This window comes from Spirosoma daeguense, assembly GCF_054776875.1.
Window position 1 is genome coordinate 753,385 of sequence record NZ_BAAHBF010000002.1, and the last position, 20,954, is coordinate 774,338.

The 20,954-nt window shown below is 47.1% G+C and carries 17 protein-coding genes; 10 read left to right on the forward strand and 7 right to left on the reverse strand.

Translation table 11 applies throughout. The features are described 5' to 3' along the window. Window positions 1-22: 22 nt before the first annotated feature. Complete coding sequence (fumC, locus tag ACYVD4_RS07900; RefSeq protein ID WP_460944168.1) at window positions 23-1,423, reverse strand: class II fumarate hydratase; 1,401 nt, start codon at window positions 1,421-1,423, stop codon at window positions 23-25. A 450-nt stretch (window positions 1,424-1,873) separates the two neighbouring features. Further along, the gene (gene lepA, locus ACYVD4_RS07905; protein ID WP_460944170.1) at window positions 1,874-3,661 is read right to left on the reverse strand and encodes a translation elongation factor 4; all 1,788 of its coding nucleotides are present in this window, start codon (window positions 3,659-3,661) and stop codon (window positions 1,874-1,876) included. Between the two features lie 569 nt (window positions 3,662-4,230). Here lepA and ACYVD4_RS07910 point away from each other — a divergent pair. The 4 genes from ACYVD4_RS07910 to ACYVD4_RS07925 all read left to right on the forward strand — a co-directional run bounded on the left by ACYVD4_RS07910 (window position 4,231) and on the right by ACYVD4_RS07925 (window position 7,549). Further along, a complete protein-coding gene (locus ACYVD4_RS07910; protein ID WP_460944172.1) occupies window positions 4,231-4,704 on the forward strand; it encodes an Lrp/AsnC ligand binding domain-containing protein in 474 nt (157 codons plus the stop codon). A 153-nt stretch (window positions 4,705-4,857) separates the two neighbouring features. Next, window positions 4,858-5,397 carry an ATP-dependent protease subunit HslV gene (gene hslV, locus ACYVD4_RS07915; RefSeq protein WP_460944174.1) on the forward strand — a complete coding sequence of 180 codons (540 nt, stop codon included), beginning with the start codon at window positions 4,858-4,860 and terminating at the stop codon, window positions 5,395-5,397. Between the two features lie 240 nt (window positions 5,398-5,637). Beyond that, the gene (locus ACYVD4_RS07920; protein WP_460944176.1) at window positions 5,638-7,116 is read left to right on the forward strand and encodes a sensor histidine kinase; all 1,479 of its coding nucleotides are present in this window, start codon (window positions 5,638-5,640) and stop codon (window positions 7,114-7,116) included. Beyond that, entirely contained in the window at window positions 7,070-7,549 is a 480-nt protein-coding gene (locus ACYVD4_RS07925) for a response regulator (RefSeq protein ID WP_460944178.1), read from the forward strand. The genes ACYVD4_RS07920 and ACYVD4_RS07925 overlap by 47 nt, the downstream gene beginning before the upstream one ends. A 10-nt stretch (window positions 7,550-7,559) precedes the next feature. Here ACYVD4_RS07925 and dacB read toward each other — a convergent pair whose 3' ends face one another. Then, window positions 7,560-9,104, reverse strand: a complete 1,545-nt coding sequence (dacB, locus tag ACYVD4_RS07930; RefSeq protein ID WP_460944180.1) for a D-alanyl-D-alanine carboxypeptidase/D-alanyl-D-alanine endopeptidase — start codon at window positions 9,102-9,104, stop codon at window positions 7,560-7,562. A gap of 132 nt (window positions 9,105-9,236) precedes the next feature. Here dacB and ACYVD4_RS07935 point away from each other — a divergent pair, with 132 nt between their 5' ends. The 4 genes from ACYVD4_RS07935 to ACYVD4_RS07950 all read left to right on the forward strand — a co-directional run bounded on the left by ACYVD4_RS07935 (window position 9,237) and on the right by ACYVD4_RS07950 (window position 13,708). Further along, window positions 9,237-10,667 (forward strand): MBL fold metallo-hydrolase RNA specificity domain-containing protein, encoded by a 1,431-nt coding sequence (locus tag ACYVD4_RS07935; protein WP_460944182.1) that lies wholly within the window; start codon window positions 9,237-9,239, stop codon window positions 10,665-10,667. A gap of 134 nt (window positions 10,668-10,801) precedes the next feature. Further along, window positions 10,802-11,755: an acetyl-CoA carboxylase carboxyltransferase subunit alpha gene (locus tag ACYVD4_RS07940; protein ID WP_460944184.1), complete on the forward strand. Its 954-nt coding sequence runs from the start codon at window positions 10,802-10,804 to the stop codon at window positions 11,753-11,755. An 84-nt stretch (window positions 11,756-11,839) separates the two neighbouring features. Continuing rightward, window positions 11,840-12,451 (forward strand): HAD family hydrolase, encoded by a 612-nt coding sequence (locus tag ACYVD4_RS07945; RefSeq protein ID WP_460944186.1) that lies wholly within the window; start codon window positions 11,840-11,842, stop codon window positions 12,449-12,451. A 105-nt stretch (window positions 12,452-12,556) separates the two neighbouring features. Then, entirely contained in the window at window positions 12,557-13,708 is a 1,152-nt protein-coding gene (locus ACYVD4_RS07950) for a site-2 protease family protein (protein ID WP_460944189.1), read from the forward strand. Between the two features lie 23 nt (window positions 13,709-13,731). Here the strand turns inward: ACYVD4_RS07950 and ACYVD4_RS07955 are convergent, their stop codons facing one another. The 4 genes from ACYVD4_RS07955 to rpiB all read right to left on the reverse strand — a co-directional run bounded on the left by ACYVD4_RS07955 (window position 13,732) and on the right by rpiB (window position 18,948). Further along, window positions 13,732-14,346: a 3'-5' exonuclease gene (locus tag ACYVD4_RS07955; protein ID WP_460944191.1), complete on the reverse strand. Its 615-nt coding sequence runs from the start codon at window positions 14,344-14,346 to the stop codon at window positions 13,732-13,734. Between the two features lie 104 nt (window positions 14,347-14,450). After that, a complete protein-coding gene (locus ACYVD4_RS07960; RefSeq protein ID WP_460944193.1) occupies window positions 14,451-16,631 on the reverse strand; it encodes an FUSC family protein in 2,181 nt (726 codons plus the stop codon). Window positions 16,632-16,646: 15 nt separating this feature from the next. Next, entirely contained in the window at window positions 16,647-18,410 is a 1,764-nt protein-coding gene (locus ACYVD4_RS07965; RefSeq protein WP_460944195.1) for an ABC transporter ATP-binding protein, read from the reverse strand. Window positions 18,411-18,513: 103 nt separating this feature from the next. Further along, complete coding sequence (gene rpiB / locus ACYVD4_RS07970) at window positions 18,514-18,948, reverse strand: ribose 5-phosphate isomerase B (RefSeq protein WP_460944197.1); 435 nt, start codon at window positions 18,946-18,948, stop codon at window positions 18,514-18,516. A gap of 126 nt (window positions 18,949-19,074) precedes the next feature. Between rpiB and zwf the strand changes: the two genes are divergently transcribed. Together zwf and ACYVD4_RS07980 are read left to right on the forward strand one after the other, a co-directional pair. Further along, window positions 19,075-20,589 (forward strand): glucose-6-phosphate dehydrogenase, encoded by a 1,515-nt coding sequence (zwf, locus tag ACYVD4_RS07975; RefSeq protein WP_460944199.1) that lies wholly within the window; start codon window positions 19,075-19,077, stop codon window positions 20,587-20,589. A 1-nt stretch (window position 20,590) separates the two neighbouring features. Then, entirely contained in the window at window positions 20,591-20,935 is a 345-nt protein-coding gene (locus tag ACYVD4_RS07980; RefSeq protein WP_460944201.1) for a cupin domain-containing protein, read from the forward strand. Window positions 20,936-20,954 lie beyond the last annotated feature (19 nt).

Here is a 20,954-nt window from a genome sequence, read left to right on the forward strand (position 1 = left end):
AATAGAGATATTATTAGCTAATCTATTTAAGCTCCCCTACCATATCTTCGGGTTTCACCCACTCGGCAAATTCCTCTTCGGTCAGGTAGCCTAGTTTAAGTGCCGTTTCTTTTAAGGTAGAACCGGTTTTATGCGCGGTTTGAGCAATTTCGGCAGCTTTATAGTAGCCAATTTTTGTGTTGAGTGCTGTTACCAGCATCAGCGACGAATCGACGTGTTTTTTGATATTCGCTTCGATTGGTTCGATACCTTCAGCACATTTGTCGTTGAACGATACGCAAACATCCCCAATCAGGCGGGCCGAGTGCAGGAAGTTGTAAATCATGACAGGCTTGAATACGTTCAGTTCGAAATGGCCCAATGCACCACCGAAGTTGATTGCTACGTCGTTGCCCATCACCTGAGCCGCTACCATCGTCATAGCTTCACACTGCGTCGGGTTCACTTTACCCGGCATAATCGACGAACCCGGCTCATTATCAGGAATATGCAATTCCCCGATTCCCGCCCGTGGTCCCGACGACAGCATCCGAATATCGTTACCAATTTTCATAAGGCTGGCGGCAACGGTTTTCAGTGCACCGTGGGCTTCTACAATAGCATCGTGTGCAGCCAGGGCTTCAAACTTATTTTCGGCCGTAACAAATGGCAATCCGGTCAACGTAGCGATATGCTTTGCTACGTTCTCCGAATAATTGGGGGGCGTATTGATACCCGTTCCAACAGCCGTACCACCCAACGCCAGTTCACTCAAATGCGCCAGTGTGTTATTGATAGCCCGTAGTCCGTGGTCAAGCTGCGATACGTATCCAGAGAACTCCTGCCCTACCGTCAACGGCGTAGCATCCATAAAGTGCGTCCGACCGATTTTTACAACGTGCATGAACTGCTTCGCTTTGGCTGCCAGCGTATCACGTAGCTTGGTAATACCCGGAATCGTTACGTCGAGCAGGATTTTATAGGCGGCAATGTGCATAGCCGTTGGGAACGTATCGTTCGACGATTGCGACTTATTTACATCATCGTTGGGGTGCAGAAATTTCTTTTCGTCAGTTAGTTGACCACCGTGCAATACGTGTCCGCGATAGGCAACCACCTCGTTGACATTCATATTCGACTGTGTACCCGAACCGGTTTGCCAGACCACCAGCGGAAACTGATCATCCAGTTTTCCGTCCAGAATTTCGTCGCAAGCCTGGCCGATCAGATCGCTTTTTTCCTGTGACAATACACCTGCATCCAGATTGGTAAGTGCGGCTGCTTTTTTCAGATAGGCAAAAGCACGGATAATTTCACGCGGCATCTTGTTGATATCCTGCGCAATTTTAAAATTTTCAATTGAGCGCTGGGTTTGTGCGCCCCAATACACGTTGGCCGGTACCTGCACCTGTCCCATCGTGTCTTTTTCAATACGAAATTCCATTGGGTAAAGAGCGAAAGAGTGATTGAGCGAAAGAGCGAATGGCTTCAGTGTCGTTCTCACTCTTTCGCTCATTCACTCTTTTACTCTTTTATTTTCGTTGCAAAGGTATACTTCGATGCCAATGACGTGAAATGAATTTTGGTAAATCTGAAAAAAGAGGTGTGGTCGGACGTCGATCAGCGAAAACGAACGCAGCAAATACAGTTTCTTTTTGTCCGACTATAAAGAATTCTTGTCTACAAGTAGGCATTAATCATTAGCTCTGGCTGTCGAAATAGTAATTTATTCGCATCCGACGGCCATGATCTGTCTTAGCTTTAATTCGCGATCTACGTCAGATCGCGAAAGCGTAATGTACAAAAGAAGCGATAAAGAATAACGTAGCACCACTACGTTCGCTCACTGCTACGTAGCACGAAAAAGCCAGCCCGTTGCTGAGCTGGCTTTCGCTTAATTTATTTTCAGAACGGCCATAAACGCTTCCTGTGGTATCTCTACGTTTCCCACCTGACGCATCCGTTTCTTTCCTTTTTTCTGTTTTTCAAGCAGTTTACGCTTCCGCGAAATATCACCCCCATAACACTTGGCTAATACGTCTTTACGTAAAGCACTTAGGGTTTCGCGCGCAATAATTTTCTGGCCAATAGCTGCCTGAATTGCAATTTCAAATTGCTGCCGGGGAATTAACTCACGGAGTTTTTCACACAGTTTTTTGCCCCATTCATAGGACTTCGAGCGGTGAACGATAGCCGAGAGTGCATCGACCTTATCGCCGTTGAGCATTATGTCAAGCTTCACCATGTCCGACTCGCGGTTGTCCATAAACTCATAGTCGAGGGAGGCATAACCGCGTGAGATCGTCTTGAGTTTATCGAAAAAGTCGAATACAACTTCGGCCAACGGCATTTCGAACTGAAGTTCAACACGATCGGCGGTCAGGTATACCTGATTTTTAAGTATGCTCCGCTTATCCATGCAGAGCCCCATAATACCACCCACATACTCAGCCTTTGAGATAATCTGTGCCCGGATAAAGGGTTCCTCAATATAGTCGATCAGGTTTGGTTCGGGCATTTCAGCAGGAGCCGATACCTGAAGTTCTTCGCCTTTGGTAGTCATCACCTCAAAACGCACCGATGGCACCGTAGTGATCACAGTCATGTCGAATTCGCGTTCCAGGCGTTCCTGTACAATTTCCATATGAAGCATGCCGAGGAAGCCGCATCGGAAACCAAAGCCCAAAGCCGCTGATGTTTCAGGCTCCCACACAAGGGCCGCATCATTGAGCTGAAGCTTTTCCATGGCATCGCGAAGGTCTTCGAATTCGCTGGTTTCTACTGGGTAAATACCCGCAAATACCATCGGCTTTACTTCCGAAAAACCCTGAATAGCTTCCAGAGAAGGATTATCGAACGTAGTAATTGTATCTCCTACTTTTACCTCTTTGGCCACCTTTATTCCCGAAATGAGATAACCCACGTCACCACATTCAATGACATTTTTTGGCACCTGTTCCAGTCCTAAAGTGCCCACCTCATCGGCAAAATACTCTTTACCGGTATTCATGAATTTAACCTTATCGCCTTTGCGAATACGGCCATTCTTAACCCGGAAAATAACCTCGATACCCCGGTAAGAGTTAAAGTGCGAATCGAAAATCAGTGCTTGTAACGCGCCAGCAGGATCACCCTGGGGAGCCGGAATCCGTTCAACAATTGCCGCCAGAATTTCAGGTACACCAATACCTTCTTTACCACTGGCCGGAATAATATCATCACGGTCACAGCCGAGCAGGTCTACCATTTCATCCTTCACTTCCTCAGGCATGGCGCCCGGCAGGTCGATTTTATTCAACACGGGAATAATAACCAGGTCATTATTCAACGCCAGATACAGGTTTGAAATGGTTTGCGCTTCAGTACCCTGCGCGGCATCGACCAGCAACAACGCCCCTTCACAGGCAGCAATGGAGCGGGATACTTCGTACGAAAAATCAACGTGGCCCGGAGTATCAATCAGGTTAAGGGTGTAGGTCTCGCCTTTATGTGTATAATTCATCTGGATGGCGTGGCTCTTGATGGTAATGCCACGTTCCCGCTCCAGATCCATATCGTCGAGAAGCTGGGCCTGCATGTCGCGGGCGCCTACTGTTTGGGTAAATTCTAATAACCGATCGGCCAAAGTACTTTTGCCGTGGTCAATATGAGCAATGATGCAAAAATTACGAATATGTTTCACGCAGGTGACAAACGATTTACGACGTACGGATTTAATTTAAGATCCAGCAGAAAGTTAGTTGGGGCAATACGTATTGAATCATCTTTCCCCTTTTCACTGCCCTTCCACTAAAGAGCGATAGCGTATTAAAAGGCAAAAATACGCATAAAAAACAAACGCCGGACTCATCGGGGAGCCGGCGTGTTTAATTACACTTCATCAACAAACTAAAAAGTTAAGTCGAATAATACGACTAAGCTGTAGGAGGGGGACTCGAACCGCCCACGGTGCAGTTAGCCACAGTACAACTCTGGTGGTCAACCCCAGTCGCCTTGAAGGCGGCATTATGCTGTGTTTATCCTTTATCACCACCCCCGAGACAGGAGGGCACGTCTGCCAATTTCGACATCCTACAGTGTTAGGAAAAAACGTCAAGAAGACCGCCGTGTGACCCCGAACGATCAACTTGACAATGCAAATATACAGCCCGCTTCACATTCTTTGCAAATTTTACATAGAAAAATCTAAAAATTTACAATACACTCAAAAAAAATGTATTTTTGTTAGCACTTATCAAAAATCAACAAGCGATGACCGAGAAAAATTTAGAAATTGACAATACCGATCTAAAAATTCTCAATTTATTAATGCAGGATGCCAATATGGCTTATACCGAAATTGGTAAACGCATCTTCGTTTCGGGCGGAACCGTTCACGTTCGGATGAACAAACTCAAACAGATGGGTATTGTGCGTGGTTCTCAACTGGTCATCGATCATGCCAAACTTGGCTGGGACATCAGCGCCTTTCTGGGCATTTATCTCGACAAAAGTTCACTCTATGAAGAAGTATCCAAACAACTGGAGAAAATTCCTGAGGTTGTCAATGTTCATTATACAACAGGGATATACAGCATTTTTGCCAAAATTGTTTGTCGGGATACCCAGCATCTACGCGAAGTACTGCACGATAAGATCCAGAAAGTATCTGGCATTCAACGTACTGAAACGTTTATATCCCTTGAAGAAAGCGTAAACCGCCCAATTCCGTTTGCTGAAGAGTAGGATGATTTAAATCTATGGTTGGCTATATACAAACCAGCTAAAGGAACGTAGCTATTCCTTGCATACCCTACAACTCCCTCCATGCCTCGCCCTGTTAATAATTGAACCCAAAACCGCTTCGGTTACGTTATACCCACCAACAAATTCTATTTCATGCAACCCAAGATTCACGCAACCACAGTGGTAGGTATTCGGCACAATGGTCAGGTAGCCCTCGGTGCCGATGGCCAAGCCACCATGGGCAACACCGTTGCCAAGAGTAATGTCCGTAAAGTACGTGTCCTGATGGGCGGAAAAGTGCTGGCTGGTTTTGCCGGTTCAACCGCCGATGCCTTTACATTAATTGAGCGATTCGAAGAAAAACTGAATGCCTATGGGGGCAATCTTAAACGGGCTGCTATTGAACTGGCAAAAGACTGGCGAACTGACCGTTATTTACGCAAACTCGAAGCCATGCTTATTGTTGCATCGAAAGAAGATCTGCTTCTGGTTTCAGGAACTGGCGATGTGATTGAGCCCGACAATGAAATTGCAGCAATTGGTTCAGGCGGAGTATATGCCCAATCGGCAGCGATTGCCCTAAAAAAACACGCCAGCAGCTTATCGGCAGAAGAAATGGTACGTGAGAGTCTGCATATCGCAGCCGACGTTTGTATCTACACGAACCATAATCTGGTCGTCGAAACGTTATAGTTAAAGAATTACGTTGAGCAGCTTTCTGATGAATCCTGAAAATAACGTATTGTAAATTAAAACGTATCATAATAACGCTCTTTTACAGGATTCGTTTAGGTAGGTCATTAATTTATGGTGCAATTAACTTTATTAATAGGATGTAAGTTCGGCTTCTACTGTAATTCCGCCCGATTACCCGCTAGTGCAGCAAAAACTGTTGAGGTACTTTCTCTATATTTGCCCAGCAAGCCCGACGCTATGAAAAACGTAAACCAGATTGGCTCCAGACTCATGAACCGACGTATTGCTATGGGGTTCATTGTAGCAATGGTGCTCATCGCATCTGGCTTTGCTTTATCGTTTTATAGCTATAATCAATACGGCGAGGACACCAAACGGGTACGACATACCTACGAGGTCATCAGTGCGCTGGAAAATATCCTGTCATTAACGAAAGATGTAGAAGTTGGAGCCCGGGGCTACATCATCATGCATGATTCGGTTTATCTAGAGCCTTATTTAAGTGCAGCCCGTCAGTTACCCCAACAACTTATTCTGCTACGTGAATTAACCAACGACAATAAAGTACAGATTCACCGGCGGCAGGTTCTTGAAGGATTAATTCAGGAGAAACTTACAATTACCGGCGCGCGATTAAGTGCTCCACTTTCGGCTAGCAACGTATTGGAAACGAGCAGGCTGGGCAAAAAACAATTAGATGTTATCCGGCGGCACGTAACGCTGATGATCGATACCGAAAAGACCTTGATGGGTGCCCGAAACCGGCAAGCGGAACGATCATTCCGGAATACGCTTGTCATTATATTCGTTCTTTCATTACTTACGTTTATTGCACTGGCACTTTCGTACTGGCTTCTGGAGCAGGAGCTCGCACGTCGACAAACCACTGAGGATCAGCTTCGCGATTACGAAGCCCAGCTCAAAAGTCAGATTCGCCAGTTGGAAACATCCAACGAAGAACTGGAACGATTTGCGTTCGTAGCCAGTCACGATTTGCAGGAGCCACTACGTAAGATACAGTCGTTTGCTAACCTGATTACCGACCGTTACGCCAATCTGTTCGATGCCGACAGTTCGATGTTTATGGGCAAAATTTCGCATTCGGCAGAGCGCATGTCGAAGTTGATTAAAGACTTGCTCAATTTTTCACGGATTTCCAGTCATCAGGAAGAATTTAAACCCGTTGATCTGAACAACATCGTTCAGCGCATTCTTGATGATCAGGAGTTACGTATCAAAGGGCTCGATGTGCAGGTCGAAGTAAGTAATCTACCAACAATACAGGCGGTGGCCAGTCAAATGGACCATCTGTTTAACAACCTGATTTCGAATGCACTGAAGTTTACCCGCGAGGGCGTTCGCCCACGACTGCGCATTTACGCACGACTGGTCAACGGTGAAACGTTTACCGGATTAACCGCCGGACAATCGTACGCCGAAATTACAGTTGAAGACAATGGTATTGGCTTTGACGAAAAATATTTGGAACACATTTTCAAGGTTTTCCAACGATTGCACGGAAAAAGCTCATTTGAAGGTACAGGTATTGGGCTAGCAATCTGTAAACGAGTGGTGATGTATCATCACGGATACATCACTGCTTACAGCCAGCCTGACCACGGTGCCGCGTTTGTTGTTGTGCTTCCGGAAAACCAATCATTACATTATTATGACAGATCAACCTCAGTCGAGACCCATACACATCCTCTTAGTTGATGACGACGAAGACGACCGCTACCTTACCCGTGAGGCTTTTCAGCAACACTATCCGGCAAGCCGTATCTCCATTGCTGAAGATGGTGAGGATCTGATGGATTTTCTAACGTATCGGGGACGATACATTGACGCTACGCATACCCTACCCGAATTAATTCTGCTAGATTTGAATATGCCTCGCAAAGATGGTCGGGAAGCCCTTCGCGAAATTAAAGCGACATCCGAATTTCGCCATATTCCGATTGTGGTGCTGACGACCTCCGACGCCAGAGACGATGTGGAAACTTCTTATTTTAATGGTGCCAACAGCTTCATTACCAAGCCTCCAACGTTCCAGCGGCTTAGTGAAGTTACCCGTTCTATTGTACAGTATTGGTTTAATGTGGTTACGGTCTGCGAAAACCCTGACGAAGAGGATACTAACGCCCAATAACCCTTCTTTATCATTTGCCGCTTAGCTCAACCAGGCTAACAAAAATTTTAGCTAATGCTGCCGTTACGTCCCGGTTCTGGCCGGGCGTAAACTTATTTACTAATACACAAAAGCTCATCCGTTCGCCATCTTTTGCCGTAAAATACCCGGCATACGCACGGACACCCTCAATCGAGCCGCTTTTTGCCCGAATATTCCCCGCTGCAACCGTACCACGAGCAAGAGTTCTCACCGTACCAGTCTGTCCAACCACGGGAATACTCTCGTAAAAGATCGGGAAGTTTTTATCCTTTCCCACCTCGCTCAGTATCGAGGTCATATTATCGGCTGTGAGTGCGCCCAAGGTCGATAAACCACTGCCATCCCGAATTCGAAATCCATTCATAGTCAGGCCTTTATTTTTCCAGTACGTTGTCAACGCGTCAACGCTGGCCTCAGTCGAACGCACCGTTTTATTGAGTGACAAGGCCGTAGTACGTAGCAAGGCTTCGGCATACAGGTTGATACTCTGAAAGTTAGTTTGCTGAATCAATTCGGACAACGTAGGTGATTTATGCTGGTTGAGAACAGTACGTTTCCCTGTTTGGTTGACCGTATTCATAAGTCCCCCACCTATTGAAATTGGTGCCCCACTTACAGTTATATTATCCTGTGTCAACTGATTCTGAAGAGCATGAGCCGCAAAATAGGCCGGGTCGGGCAAGGCACCTTTCACACTAAATTCATTCGCGGGCTCCCCCATCGGCACTTTTCCCGTGAGCCATTGCTGATTCATCAGGGGTGCTCCATAAATATTAACCTGATCGCCAGTATTGGCCGCATCGGTAGTTACCGTATTCCGAAAATTCACAAACGGAACCGCAGGATCAGTACGTAGCACGGAAGCCGATGCACCTACACTTTTACCCGGTCGAAAGAATACGCGATACAGATTTTCATTGATATTCAGCGCTCCCAGACTAGCCCCATAGTAATTGCCTAGATCCCCATAAGGCCACGTATCAGGGGTTGTTAGGTCATTATAAAGACTTCCATCCCCAACAATTGCGCCTTTGATACGTCGGATACCCGCTGTCCGAACAGCCGTTGACCAGCTATCGAGCAACGCTGCAAGGTCGTAATAACCCGTAAACCGCCAGCTTCCCAGCGAAGGATCGCCCGTTCCCCGGATATACAGGTTACCGGTCAACGTACTATCCTGAATCGTTCCGTCGTATTCAAGCGTGGTGGTGTAGGTGTAATTTGGCCCAAGTACCTGTAGCGCTGTGGCTGTTGTAATGAGCTTTAATGTCGAAGCCGAGGGCAGACTTTGATGTGCGTGATAACCAATGAGTTCCGCTCCATCCCGTATGCGTTTGACCGACAGCGCCACCGAGCCAAATCGAACCGCTGAACTGCTCTGTAACGCATCAACCTGCTGTAATAAATGCTGCGTAGCTAACGTATCGGCAGACTGTATAGCTTGAGCAGATACCGTTGAGTGTGTTGCGAAAAATCCGGCAAAAAAGATAAAAAATAAGCGTAGACAGGGCGCAAAACCAGTAAAAAAGCGCATTGGGAAAGGGTTAGGCGATTCGGGTCGTATTTTGTACTTTTGCAAACTTACGCAATAAACGCCACCCAACTTGTACCACAACCAGGTTACGAACCAACAAACAAACGACACTGATTAGTTAACGCTGTACGCATGAAATTATCATTTCTGGGGGCGGCACGGCAGGTGACAGGTAGCATGTATCTGCTGGAACTTGAGGATGACTATCGCATCCTGATAGACTGTGGGTCCGATCTGGAACGTTCTGCTTCCAATGGGCAAACAGCCCCCGTTAGTACTCATCCGGGCTTTTTCCCGTTTGAGGCTTCGAGTATCAATCTGGTTTTACTGACACACGCGCATGTAGACCATTCGGGAAATCTGCCAAATCTGTTCCGTGAAGGATACGAAGGGCAGATTTTATGCACAGAACCGACCTTTGCCCTGACCAACGTATTGTTGAAGGATGCTGCATCCCTCAATCAGAAACGGATCAATGAGCTGAATGTCAGCAAGAAAAAACGGGTGAAGGATCGCCAGGTGCAACTCCAGAAAGATCTGTTTCTGGATCGACAGGTGCGGGAATCGATGGAGAACGTAGTACCCATTGCGTTTAACCGTAAATTTCGGGTTGCTGAGGGTGTCGACGTAACGTTTATTCCGGCCGGGCATCTGCTGGGGGCGGCCCATATCGTTATTAATGTCGTAGAAAACGGCGAGCGGAAAAGCATCTGTTTTTCAGGCGATATCGGGCGTAAAAATTACCCGCTTCTGGTCGATCCCGCTCCGGTTCCAGCCGTCGATTATCTGGTATGCGAAAGTACCTATGGCAACCGATTGCACGAAAACCGGCGTTCGCCCGAAGACGTATTGGCCGAAGTTATTCAGCGAACCTGCATCGACACACCCGGTCGGCTCATTATTCCGTCGTTTAGCGTTGGCCGAACACAAGCCTTATTGTATACACTAAATCGGCTTTATACCGAACGGAACTTCCCTCCTATTCGTGTTTTCTCAGATAGCCCGATGGCCTTCGAAAGCTCGAAGATTTATCTTCAGTACGTTCGAATGCTCAATAAGGAAGCCAAGGAATTTTATGAGGATAACGAAGCTTTGTTCGACTTTGAGAATTTCCAGTTCCTTGAATCGTCTAAAGCCAGTAAAGCCGTTTCGGATTACAATGAACCCTGTATTATCATTTCATCATCGGGAATGGTGCAGGGTGGTCGGGTAGAATATCACATTGCAGAAAATATTAGTAACCCCTACGCCACCATTCTGATTATTGGTTACTGCGCCGAAGGCACATTGGGCTGGCGGTTACTCAATGGGCAACCAACACTTACCATTAAAGGGAAAGAACATCAGGTAAACGCTACCGTCGAGAAAGTTGATGTGTTTAGTGGACACGGCGACCGTAACGACCTGATCGAATTTGTCAGTATGCAATCGCCCGAAACCCTGAAATCTATTTTTCTGGTACACGGTGAATATGGAAGTATGGAATCGTTCCGCGATACGTTAGCCGAAACCGGTTATCCGCAGGTTATTATTCCAAAAAAAGGAGAACGATTTGAGTTGTAAAATTTAGTGTTATAAAGTTATATGGTTGTAAAGTTATAGAGTGGAAAAATCCGTTTTGCTCAACTATAAATTTATAACCTCACAACGCTGCAACCCTATAACGCTTCAACTTTACAACCTTATAACTTAGCCAAATGAGGACCTATCTCGATTTTGAACGCCCCATTGCCGACCTTGAAGCGCGGCTGGAAGAAACCAAAAAACTGGCCCAGACCAGCAATGTCGACGTTAAAGAAGCGGTTAGTATACTGGAACTAAGTATCGACAAATTGCGTCGGGAGATTTTCCAGAATCTTACCCGCTGGCAACGGGTTCAATTGTCGCGTCACCCCGACCGGCCTTACACGCTTGATTACATTTCGCTGATGTGCGATCAGTTTATCGAACTTCACGGCGACCGTACAGTGCGCGACGATCCGGCGATGGTCGGTGGCTTTTGCGAACTGGGTGGACAAACTGTTATGATTATCGGGCAACAGAAAGGACGTAACACCAAGCAACGCCAGTACCGGAACTTCGGTATGCCGAACCCAGAGGGGTATCGGAAAGCGCTACGTCTGATGAAATTGGCCGAAAAATTCAATAAGCCGATCATCACCATGATCGATACACCGGGTGCTTTTCCGGGGCTGGAAGCTGAAGAACGTGGTCAGGGTGAAGCCATTGCCCGAAATTTGAAAGAAATGTTCATGCTTACCGTACCAGTTATCTGCATCGTTATCGGTGAAGGGGCATCGGGCGGTGCCTTGGGCATTGCCATCGGCGACCGTGTACTGATGCTTGAAAATACCTGGTATTCAGTCATTTCGCCCGAAAACTGCTCTACAATTCTCTGGCGTAGTTGGGACTTTAAAGAACAGGCTGCCGAAGCAATGAAGCTGACCGCCCGCGACATGAAGTCGAACAAGCTGGTCGATGAAATTGTGGAAGAACCTACTGGCGGTGCACATAACGACCATCAGGCAATGGCGAATCATCTGAAAGAGGTGATTCTCAAAGCACTGGACGAATTAAATGCGCTTTCTTCCGAAGAACGTATCAATCAACGTATCGAAAAATTCTGCGACATGGGCGTCGTGGTAGAATAGATAGGCTATGTTGGCTCAGATTACAGGTTCGTTTCGAAGAATCGAATCTGTAATCTGAAGCGGCAAGTCTGAAACCTGCAACCAATGAAAAACCTGATTTTCGACCTTGGGGATGTTATCATCCCAATTGACCTAACGGCTCCCATCCGAAATTTTGCTACGTTGGCAAACCTGCCCGAGGATGAAGTTCGCGCCCTCTGGAAAAAACATCATTTCCTGAATGAATACGAAACAGGACTAATTGATGATCAGGCTTTTCGAGCACACGTTCGGCAGTTGTTAAAAAACGACGAATGGGCCGATGAGGTCATTGACACTGCCTGGAACAGCGTTCTGCTTGATATGCCTGTCGAACGTATCGAACGTATTAAGTCGTTAAAGTCGAAATACCGGCTCTTTTTATTGAGCAATACCAGTCCGATTCACATCCGGCGCGTCAATCATGTACTGACAAATTTGCAACAGCCAACGCTGGAGGAACTCTTCGAGCGGGTTTTTTATTCATACGATGTGCAACTGATGAAACCATCAGCGGCTATTTATCAACACGTACTGACCGAGGCAGGTCTAGAAGCTTCAGAAACGGCCTTCTTCGACGACAACGTAGCGAATATTCAGACCGCTGCGGAGTTAGGTATTCAGGCTGTACATGTGCAACCGCCCAAAACAATTCTGGATTATTTAGCGAATTTTTAATGAGAATGAGTAATGGATAATGTACAATGGACAGACCATAGACCATACTGCTACTAGTTTTCATTATTCATTGTACATTATCCATTATTCATTATACACATCTCAATGAATCAACGGCTTAAAACGTACCTCCTTCATGGAGGTCTTTTTGTTATTACGCTAATTACGACCACGATGGCGGGTGCCGAATGGATGTATGGACGCTTATTTATTCCGATCGGTAAGGAAAAAACCTTAGGCTGGGATGAGTTTCTGGCAGGGTTTCAGTTTTCAATTCCGTTTCTAGCTATACTCACCGTACACGAGTTCGGACATTATTTCACCGCAAAAGCGAATCGGGTGCGGGTGTCACTCCCCTACTATATTCCGGTGTGGCTGGGCATTGGGCAAAGTATCGGTACGTTAGGAGCCTTCATTCGTATCCGCGACTACATCGACAGCCGCCGGAAATACTTCGATATTGGCATTGCTGGCCCACTCGCTGGTTTTGTGCTGGCGTTGGTTGTGCTCTGGTATGGCTTTAGTCATTTACCTCCTCCAGAGTTTATCTTCACCATCCATCCTGAATATCAAAAATGGGGTTTGGATTATGGAAAGTATGCCTTTCAGAATATCCCGCCGGGTGGAGCGGTGGGTCTAGGCGATAATCTGCTCTTTTCGTTTTTTAAAACCTTTGTTGCCGACCCTGCCCGATTGCCCCACCCCTATGAAATGATTCATTATCCGTATATCATGGCGGGCTATCTGGCTTTATTTTTTACGTCGCTCAACCTGATTCCGATTGGGCAGTTGGATGGCGGACATATTTTATATGCGCTGATTGGCCGTCGCCGGTTTCAGTGGGTCGCCCCTACGTTGTTCATAATTTTTGCTTTCTATGCCGGGCTCGGCTTGTTTACCCCCGTAGATTTTGCCATTCCATCAGACGACGCGTTTCTGTCGGAGCTTGGTTATTTCCTGCTTTACGTTGGGTTTCTGTTTCTGGCATTTTCACGCATCAGCGAAAACCGGACTACTTCACTCATCATTACGTTGAGCGTAGTGGCTGGTCAGTTAATCCTGTCCTGGATACGCCCCGACTGGCAGGGCTACCAAAGTTTTCTGGTATTTGTGTTTGTACTGGGCCGTTTTCTGGGAATTTACCATCCAGAAACCCATCACGACGAACCACTCGACGGGAAACGTAGAGTTCTGGGCTGGTTGGCACTGCTTATTTTTGTGCTGTGTTTTAGCCCTCGTCCTTTCCTGCTTCCCTGATACGTAGCAAAATCGGGAAATGTTTAAGCAAGTCGCATGTTGTCGCTCAGCTTAAATACTTCCCGAAGGCATTGCGCTGTTAGCACGGCATCTTCCAGCGCATTGTGAAAGCCATCTTCCCGAGCAAATCCGAAATAACTGGCAATAGCAGTCAGGCTTAACCGGTCGGGGGTTTTACGTCCGTTGGCACGTAGTACGCGGAACGTAAAATAAGCCAGTGTGTGCAAGTCTAGCAATACCCGCGAATACGGCCATTTCATTTTCTCATACCGATACGCTTCTTTCAGAAAATTAATGTCGTTGATCACACTCTGTCCGCAAATCACGACATCGCGCAGATAAGGCGTTCGATCCGATTGCCCCTGCGGTACCCGGATACCTAACTGCTTACAAATCCATTCTTCCAGTTCAGGCAACACATCATACATCATTGGCGCATCATCCAGATCAGCCAGCGACAGATTATGAATTTTCTCTGATGACGAAGAAAATGCTTCGTGATTTTCAGGATATACATTGGTTAGATAACGGCCTTTTTCAATCCACTGGTCATCGAACAGAACAGCGCCAATCTGTATAATTTCATTATAATCGGGTTCAGGGCCCGTCATCTCAAGATCTAATACTAAATAATGCATTTTAGAGGTAGTAACCGAAAAAATGAGTAAGTAACAAATGGTACTTTTTGCGCATTTTGTGAAAAATTATTAAACCAATTTTCATCCACTAGCGGCAAGTGTTACTACGTTACTTTATCTGATAACGTATCGTACACTCTATCCTGATTGTTGGTATTTTTTCGAGATCTAACCCGTTCAACCAGCTTACTGATATCGCTACTCACTTGCTGAATAAACTGTAAGTGTTCGTTCAGGAACGTATCGTCGGGTGATTGTTGACTAGGAGCCGATTCGACTACGTCGGCGGTCGATGCAGTCGGTTGTCGGCCTAACCGATTCAGGCTTTCGTTTAGCGCAAACAGTGCCCGCTTGATTGGTCGTAACCGGGCGGTTGCCACTGAATGATCATCGCCTGCAAGCCGTGCCGACATAATAGTTGCTACGTTGGCCGATAGAATATGATTCAGAACCACAAATTCATACACGATTTTCTCATTTCGTTGTTTGTGTTTGGGTTCAGATACCATCCGTTCGAATGCCGCAGACAGGTTTGCCGACGTAACGTACACCTCTTTACGCACGAGTTTATACTCAACTAGCTCTACATTTCGCCCGGAGAGACTATCCAGCAGGAGCTGAACGTAGCGAATATTTGCTTTCAATACGTCCTGCATGGGTTTGATAAGCTGCTCCGACTCCCACTGCGGGAAGAGCAGATAACCCGCAATCAGGGCAATACCCCCACCCATAAGTGTATCCAGAAATCGTTCTTCAGCTACACCTAAGTAGTTCACCCCCAGAAAACTAAATAGAATGAGTACAAAAGGAGTTACGCAGATAACCATCACAATATAATTGATTCGCTGGGAGCTATACGTACCAAGCATAAACGCAACCAGAAACCCGAAGTGCACCATCTTATTCGGAATAAAAGCCAGAATCAGCACACCCATTATCCCACCAGCCAGCGTACCAATAATCCGTTCGAGGTTGCGCTGACGAGTCAGGCTAAACGCAGGCTTGAGAATCACGGAAATGGTGAGCAATACCCAGTAACTATAATGCCCATACGGCAATAATTTGGTCAGAATAAACCCTAGCAGCATGGCTAAAGCGACACGAGCCGAATGGCGAAACGCCGAAGATTCGGTTGCGAGGTTGTTCCGAAATGATTTCAGGTCGATAATAACGTGTGATACAAACCGGCCATATTCCCGGTCAGGCCGGTCAATCGGCCCATTGTTAGGCTGGATGATGTTTTTCTGGATGGTATTGAGCCGCTGGCTAACCGTTCGCAGGCTTACCAGTACTTTCCGCAGCACTAACGTACTTCCCTCCTGCTCGCCCAATGCATCGATACGTCGCTTTAGCACTTCCAGCGATGTATTGACATCCACGGGTTTATGAAAAGGCACAGGTGCTTGTACTGCCAAACCAATATGGTCAAGTTCTGCCGATAGTCGTCGAATCAGCCGAGAAATTCGGTCAAGTACACCTGTTTTGCCAAATCGCTCGCGAATGGCCGCATAATCATAATACATGGCGATAATCTGCTCGTACAGATCAACCATATCGATAAATGTAAGCAATAAAACCCGGCCGGGTCGGGTCGATTCGGCAACGATACGTCGGCTTTTGAACAAAACCTCCCGAACCGCATCCTGCTTTTCACTCACCACAACCTGCTGGGCAATCAAGCGACGATACGCATCGTCCAATGGCGACGACACCTGGTAAAAATCGGCTTTGATGGCCATCAGTTTAGCAATTTCATGGATACATTGCCCCAGTGCCTGTTGCGCCAGTCGGTAAGGTTGAAGTTGTGATGCCAACAAGCTGATTCCCGTATACCAAAGCCCACCAGCCGTAACCAGTCCGGCTTCAATCAAAACTTCCGTACCACTAAGGGGTCGATCCAGCATCAAAATCATGATGAGCAAAGCCGCCGATCCTACCGACGTAGCGCGGTTTCCATACATCGAAAGCATGGAGAAAAAGAAACTAAAAACCAGAATTTCGAGACCCATAACGTATGGATTCAGGCGAGCGTAACCCGTGGCGAGCGTAACCAGAAATCCAAAAAAGACCGTAGCCAACATACCGTTACGTCGGTGCATGACCGGACCAGGCGCATCACTGATACTGACGTTCAGCGCACCGAGCGACAATGCCATACCAGTTTGAAGCTGCCCGAGTTGCATGAAAAATAGCGAAGGCAGCAGAATAGACAACGTAGTACGTACCCCATCCGAAAAATATTGGCTGGATAAAAAATAACCAATTTGCCGGGCACGTCTGTTCATTAGCGAAAGCTTCGGTTAAGCGATTGTCGTAATTTCTGTTTTCCGTTCTCCAATCTGCTGCCGCCACATGGCGTAATAAAGCCCTTTCTGGGCAAGCAACACCTCGTGAGTACCCGTCTCCACAATTTTGCCTTTTTCAAGCACAAAAATCGTGGTTGCGTGCATAATGGTCGAAAGACGGTGAGCGATTAAAATGGTAATCTGCGAGTTTAGCGCCGATACGCTACGTACCGTATCCGTAATTTCTTCTTCTGTCAGCGAGTCCAGTGCCGATGTAGCTTCGTCAAAAATCAGCAGGCGTGGTTGGCGAACCAACGCTCTGGCAATCGACAACCGTTGTTTTTCGCCCCCCGACATTTTCAACCCACCCTCACCGATCTGCGTATCGAGTCCGTTTTCAGACCGAGCCAGCAAATAATCGCAGGCAGCCTGATCGAGCGCTTTGAGCATGTCGGCTTCGGTAGCGTCGGGTTTTACAAAAAGCAGGTTCTCCCGAATGGTGCCCGAAAACAGGTGCGTGTCCTGCGTAACAAACCCGATCTGCCGACGCATGGGATTGAACCGCAGGTCTTTAGTTGAAATATCGTTGTAATAAATCTCGCCCGCTACAGGTCGGTATAAGCCAACCAGCAATTTCACCATTGTCGATTTACCCGATCCTGACGGGCCTACAAACGCAATGGTATCACCCAGCGACGCTTCGAATGAAACCCCATCAATGGCATTTTGGCTGGCTCCTTTATGCCGAAACACTACGTCGGTAAATCGCAGGTGTTCAATTGGTCCTACTTCGACCGGCGATTCGGGATTTCGTTCGATTGGTTTCGCCATTAACGTACCGAAACTGTTCAGACCGGCTTCCGCTTCCCGATACGCCAGAATGATATTTCCCAGATCCTGCAAGGGATTGAAGATCGATACCGAAATAAACTGCATCGAAATCAATTCTCCGGGACTTAGTACGTTCCGAAAAATGAGCCACAGCAATGTAAACAGAACGGATTGTTTCAATAGGTTCAGGGTAGTACTTTGCCAGAACGTGAGCAAACGTACCCGACGAACTTTCAGCATTTCCAGCTCAAAAATCCGTCCGGTCAACTCTTTCATCCGACGGATCTCTGGAAACGTAAGTCCCAGACTTTTAATCAGTTCGATATTACGTAGTGATTCAGTAATCACGCCCGACAACAACGCCGTTTCGCGATTGATCGACCGTTGGGTTGTTTTGATTTCACGGCTAAGTAATCCAGTCAGGCCTCCAAGCACTAATACGCCAATCAGAAATACCGGAATCAACGCCCAATGTTTAGTGATGGCGTACCAGATCAGAAACCCCATACCCACCAGCGACGAAAACAGTACGTTGACAAAGGAATTGATAAACTTCTCCGTATCGGTACGTACTTTCTGCAATATCGACAACGTAGCACCGCTGCTCTGGTCGCCAAATTCCTGATACGACAATCGTAGGGTTTGTTTTAGCCCATCGTTAAAAATGTCGGTCCCAAACCGTTGCACAACCCGTCGGGTGATATATTCCTGAAACGCTTTTATCAGGTTTGAAAGAATAGCTACGCTCACTGCAATTGCCAGCAATTTCAGCACGCCCGATACGCGCTCATCTTCCGTTTTCGTACCGGGATTGGTGGCGTATTCGTCGATGATTTTACCGAAAATAATTGGATCGATCAGCGCAAGTACCTGAGCCATACCAGCCAGCACCAAAGCCAGTAAGGCAAGCCAGCGATAAGGCTTCAGGTATTGCCAGAGAATGTGCATAAAAAGTGATGAGCGATGATCGATGAGTGATAAACGATTAAAAATGAATAGTGCGCCAGCCTACTGCACTGGAGAACTGTTTATCGCTTATCACTCATCACTTTTAATACGTATCCAGTTGCTTAATACGGGTCAGATGGCGGCCACCTTCAAACGGTGTTTCGAGCCAGATCTGAACCAGTTTCAACGCCGTTTCTTCCGACATCATCCGCTCACCCAGCGAAATTACGTTAGCGTCGTTATGCGACCGACAGAGACGGGCCGATTCTTCGTTCCAGCACAAGCCGCACCGAACGCCCCGAACCCGGTTGGCAGCAATGGCTTCACCATTGCCCGAACCACCCAACACAATTCCCCGTTCAACGTCGCCTGCGGCAACAGCCTCTGCCACCGGACGGATATAAACTGGATAATCGACAGACGGCGTAGCGGCATAGGTACCTTTATCAATTACCTCATGACCGAGGTCGATAAGCATTTTCTTAATGGCTTCTTTGTACTGGAAACCGGCATGATCGGAGCCAATGGCAATTTTCATAGTAGCAGAAATCAAATAAAATAACGCTCAAAAGTACTAGAATCGAGGCTTAACCGGAAACTTAACAGCCTAAACTTGTTCAGGAAATCATCGGTCGGTAATTTGCAGCCGTCAATACAACAACTCATGATTCCAGCTACCAATCAGCGTCCGTCGGCTACCATTCTATTTATATTTGGTGGTAGTGGCGATCTGAATCTTCGCAAGCTCACGCCCGCGTTGTATAACCTGTTCCTCGATAACTACCTGCCCGAACGCTTAGCGGTTGTTGGGTTAGGACGTAGTAATTATACGGATGAGTCGTTTCGGGAGCGGTTATCCGAAGGAATTCAATCGTTTTCACGACGTAAAAACGACCTTAACAACTCCTGGGAAGCCTTTGCACCTTCGATTACGTATTTATCGATGGATGCCGGTGATGAATCGGCCTATTCGAAGCTTTCCGACTTTGTTGGCGAAAAACATAAGGAATGGGGAGAACAGCCATCGGTAATTTTTTATCTGGCAGTGGCTCCGCAGCTCGTCCCTGATATTGCCACAAATCTGGGCAAATTACCGCTCTGTGGCGACAAATCCCGCGTTCGGATTGTGGTTGAAAAACCATTCGGGCATGATCTTAAAACGGCACAGGAGTTAAATCTGCTGTTGGGAGGCTTGTTTGCCGAAGAGCAGATTTACCGAATTGACCATTATCTGGGTAAGGAAACCGTTCAGAATATTCTCGCACTACGTTTCGCCAACTCTCTTTTTGAACCCATCTGGAACCGACGCTACGTTGAATACGTGCAGATTACGGCGGCTGAAACGGTAGGTCTCGAAGGACGTGGTGGGTATTACGAAGGCTCAGGCGCCCTTCGTGACATGATCCAGAATCACCTGCTTCAGGTGTTGTGCATGGTGGCTACTGAAGCGCCTATTTCATTTGATGCCAACGAGGTACGTAACAAAAAAGTAGACGTACTGCACGCCATCCGCCGAATCAAACCCGAACAGGTAAAAGACGTAGCGGTTCGTGGGCAATACGGCCCCGGCAAAACCAAAGGAAAACAGGTCGGCGGTGAAGATATCCCTGGTTATCGGGAAGAAGAAGGCGTTAAACCGGATTCAGCTACCGAAACGTTTGCAGCAGTCAAATTATATGTCGATAACTGGCGCTGGGAGAACGTACCGTTTTACCTACGTACTGGAAAATCATTACCGGAGAAAGCAACGGTCATTACGGTTCAGTTCAAGCCAGCCCCCGACTACGCTTTCCCTGACGAAGCCACACAAAACTGGCATTCGAACCGACTGACTATTGGTATTCAGCCAGCAATGGATATTCGCGTGAGTTTTCAGGCCAAACGACCGGGACAAACGCTGGCGATAGATCCCGTCGATATGGTGTTTAGCTATAAAGATACGTATGCAGGTCAGGAACCGGAAGCCTACGAAACGCTGCTGCTCGACGTAATGACGGGCGATGCTACGTTGTTTATGCGTGCCGATCAGGTTGAAGCCGCCTGGAAAGTTGTAACACCTATTCTAGATGCCTGGGAGGCCGAAACACCTGATTTCCCAAACTATACACCCGGCACCTGGGGCCCCGAAGCCGCCGATCAACTGGTTCAGAAAGATGGTTTTCAATGGATGATGAAATAATATGCCTACTCAATTTCAAACCCTTTTTGTTGACGATCCAGCGTTACCCTGGGAATCGGTAGCGGAAGGAGTAAAACGAAAAATTATGACGTATGACGCCAACCTGATGATGGTCAAGGTAGCGTTTGAAGCGGGAGGTGTTGGTACGCCCCACAGTCATTATCACACCCAGATGAGCTACATTGCCAGTGGTGCGTTTGATATCACGATTGGCGAAGAAACCCGCCGGGTGCGTGAAGGAGATGCTTATTACATTCCGCCTAATGTTCGGCATGGGGCGGTTTGTATAGAAGCAGGTGTTCTGGTCGATTTATTTACACCCATGCGGGAAGACTTCATTCAATAAGTTTTCTGAGTTAAAAAAC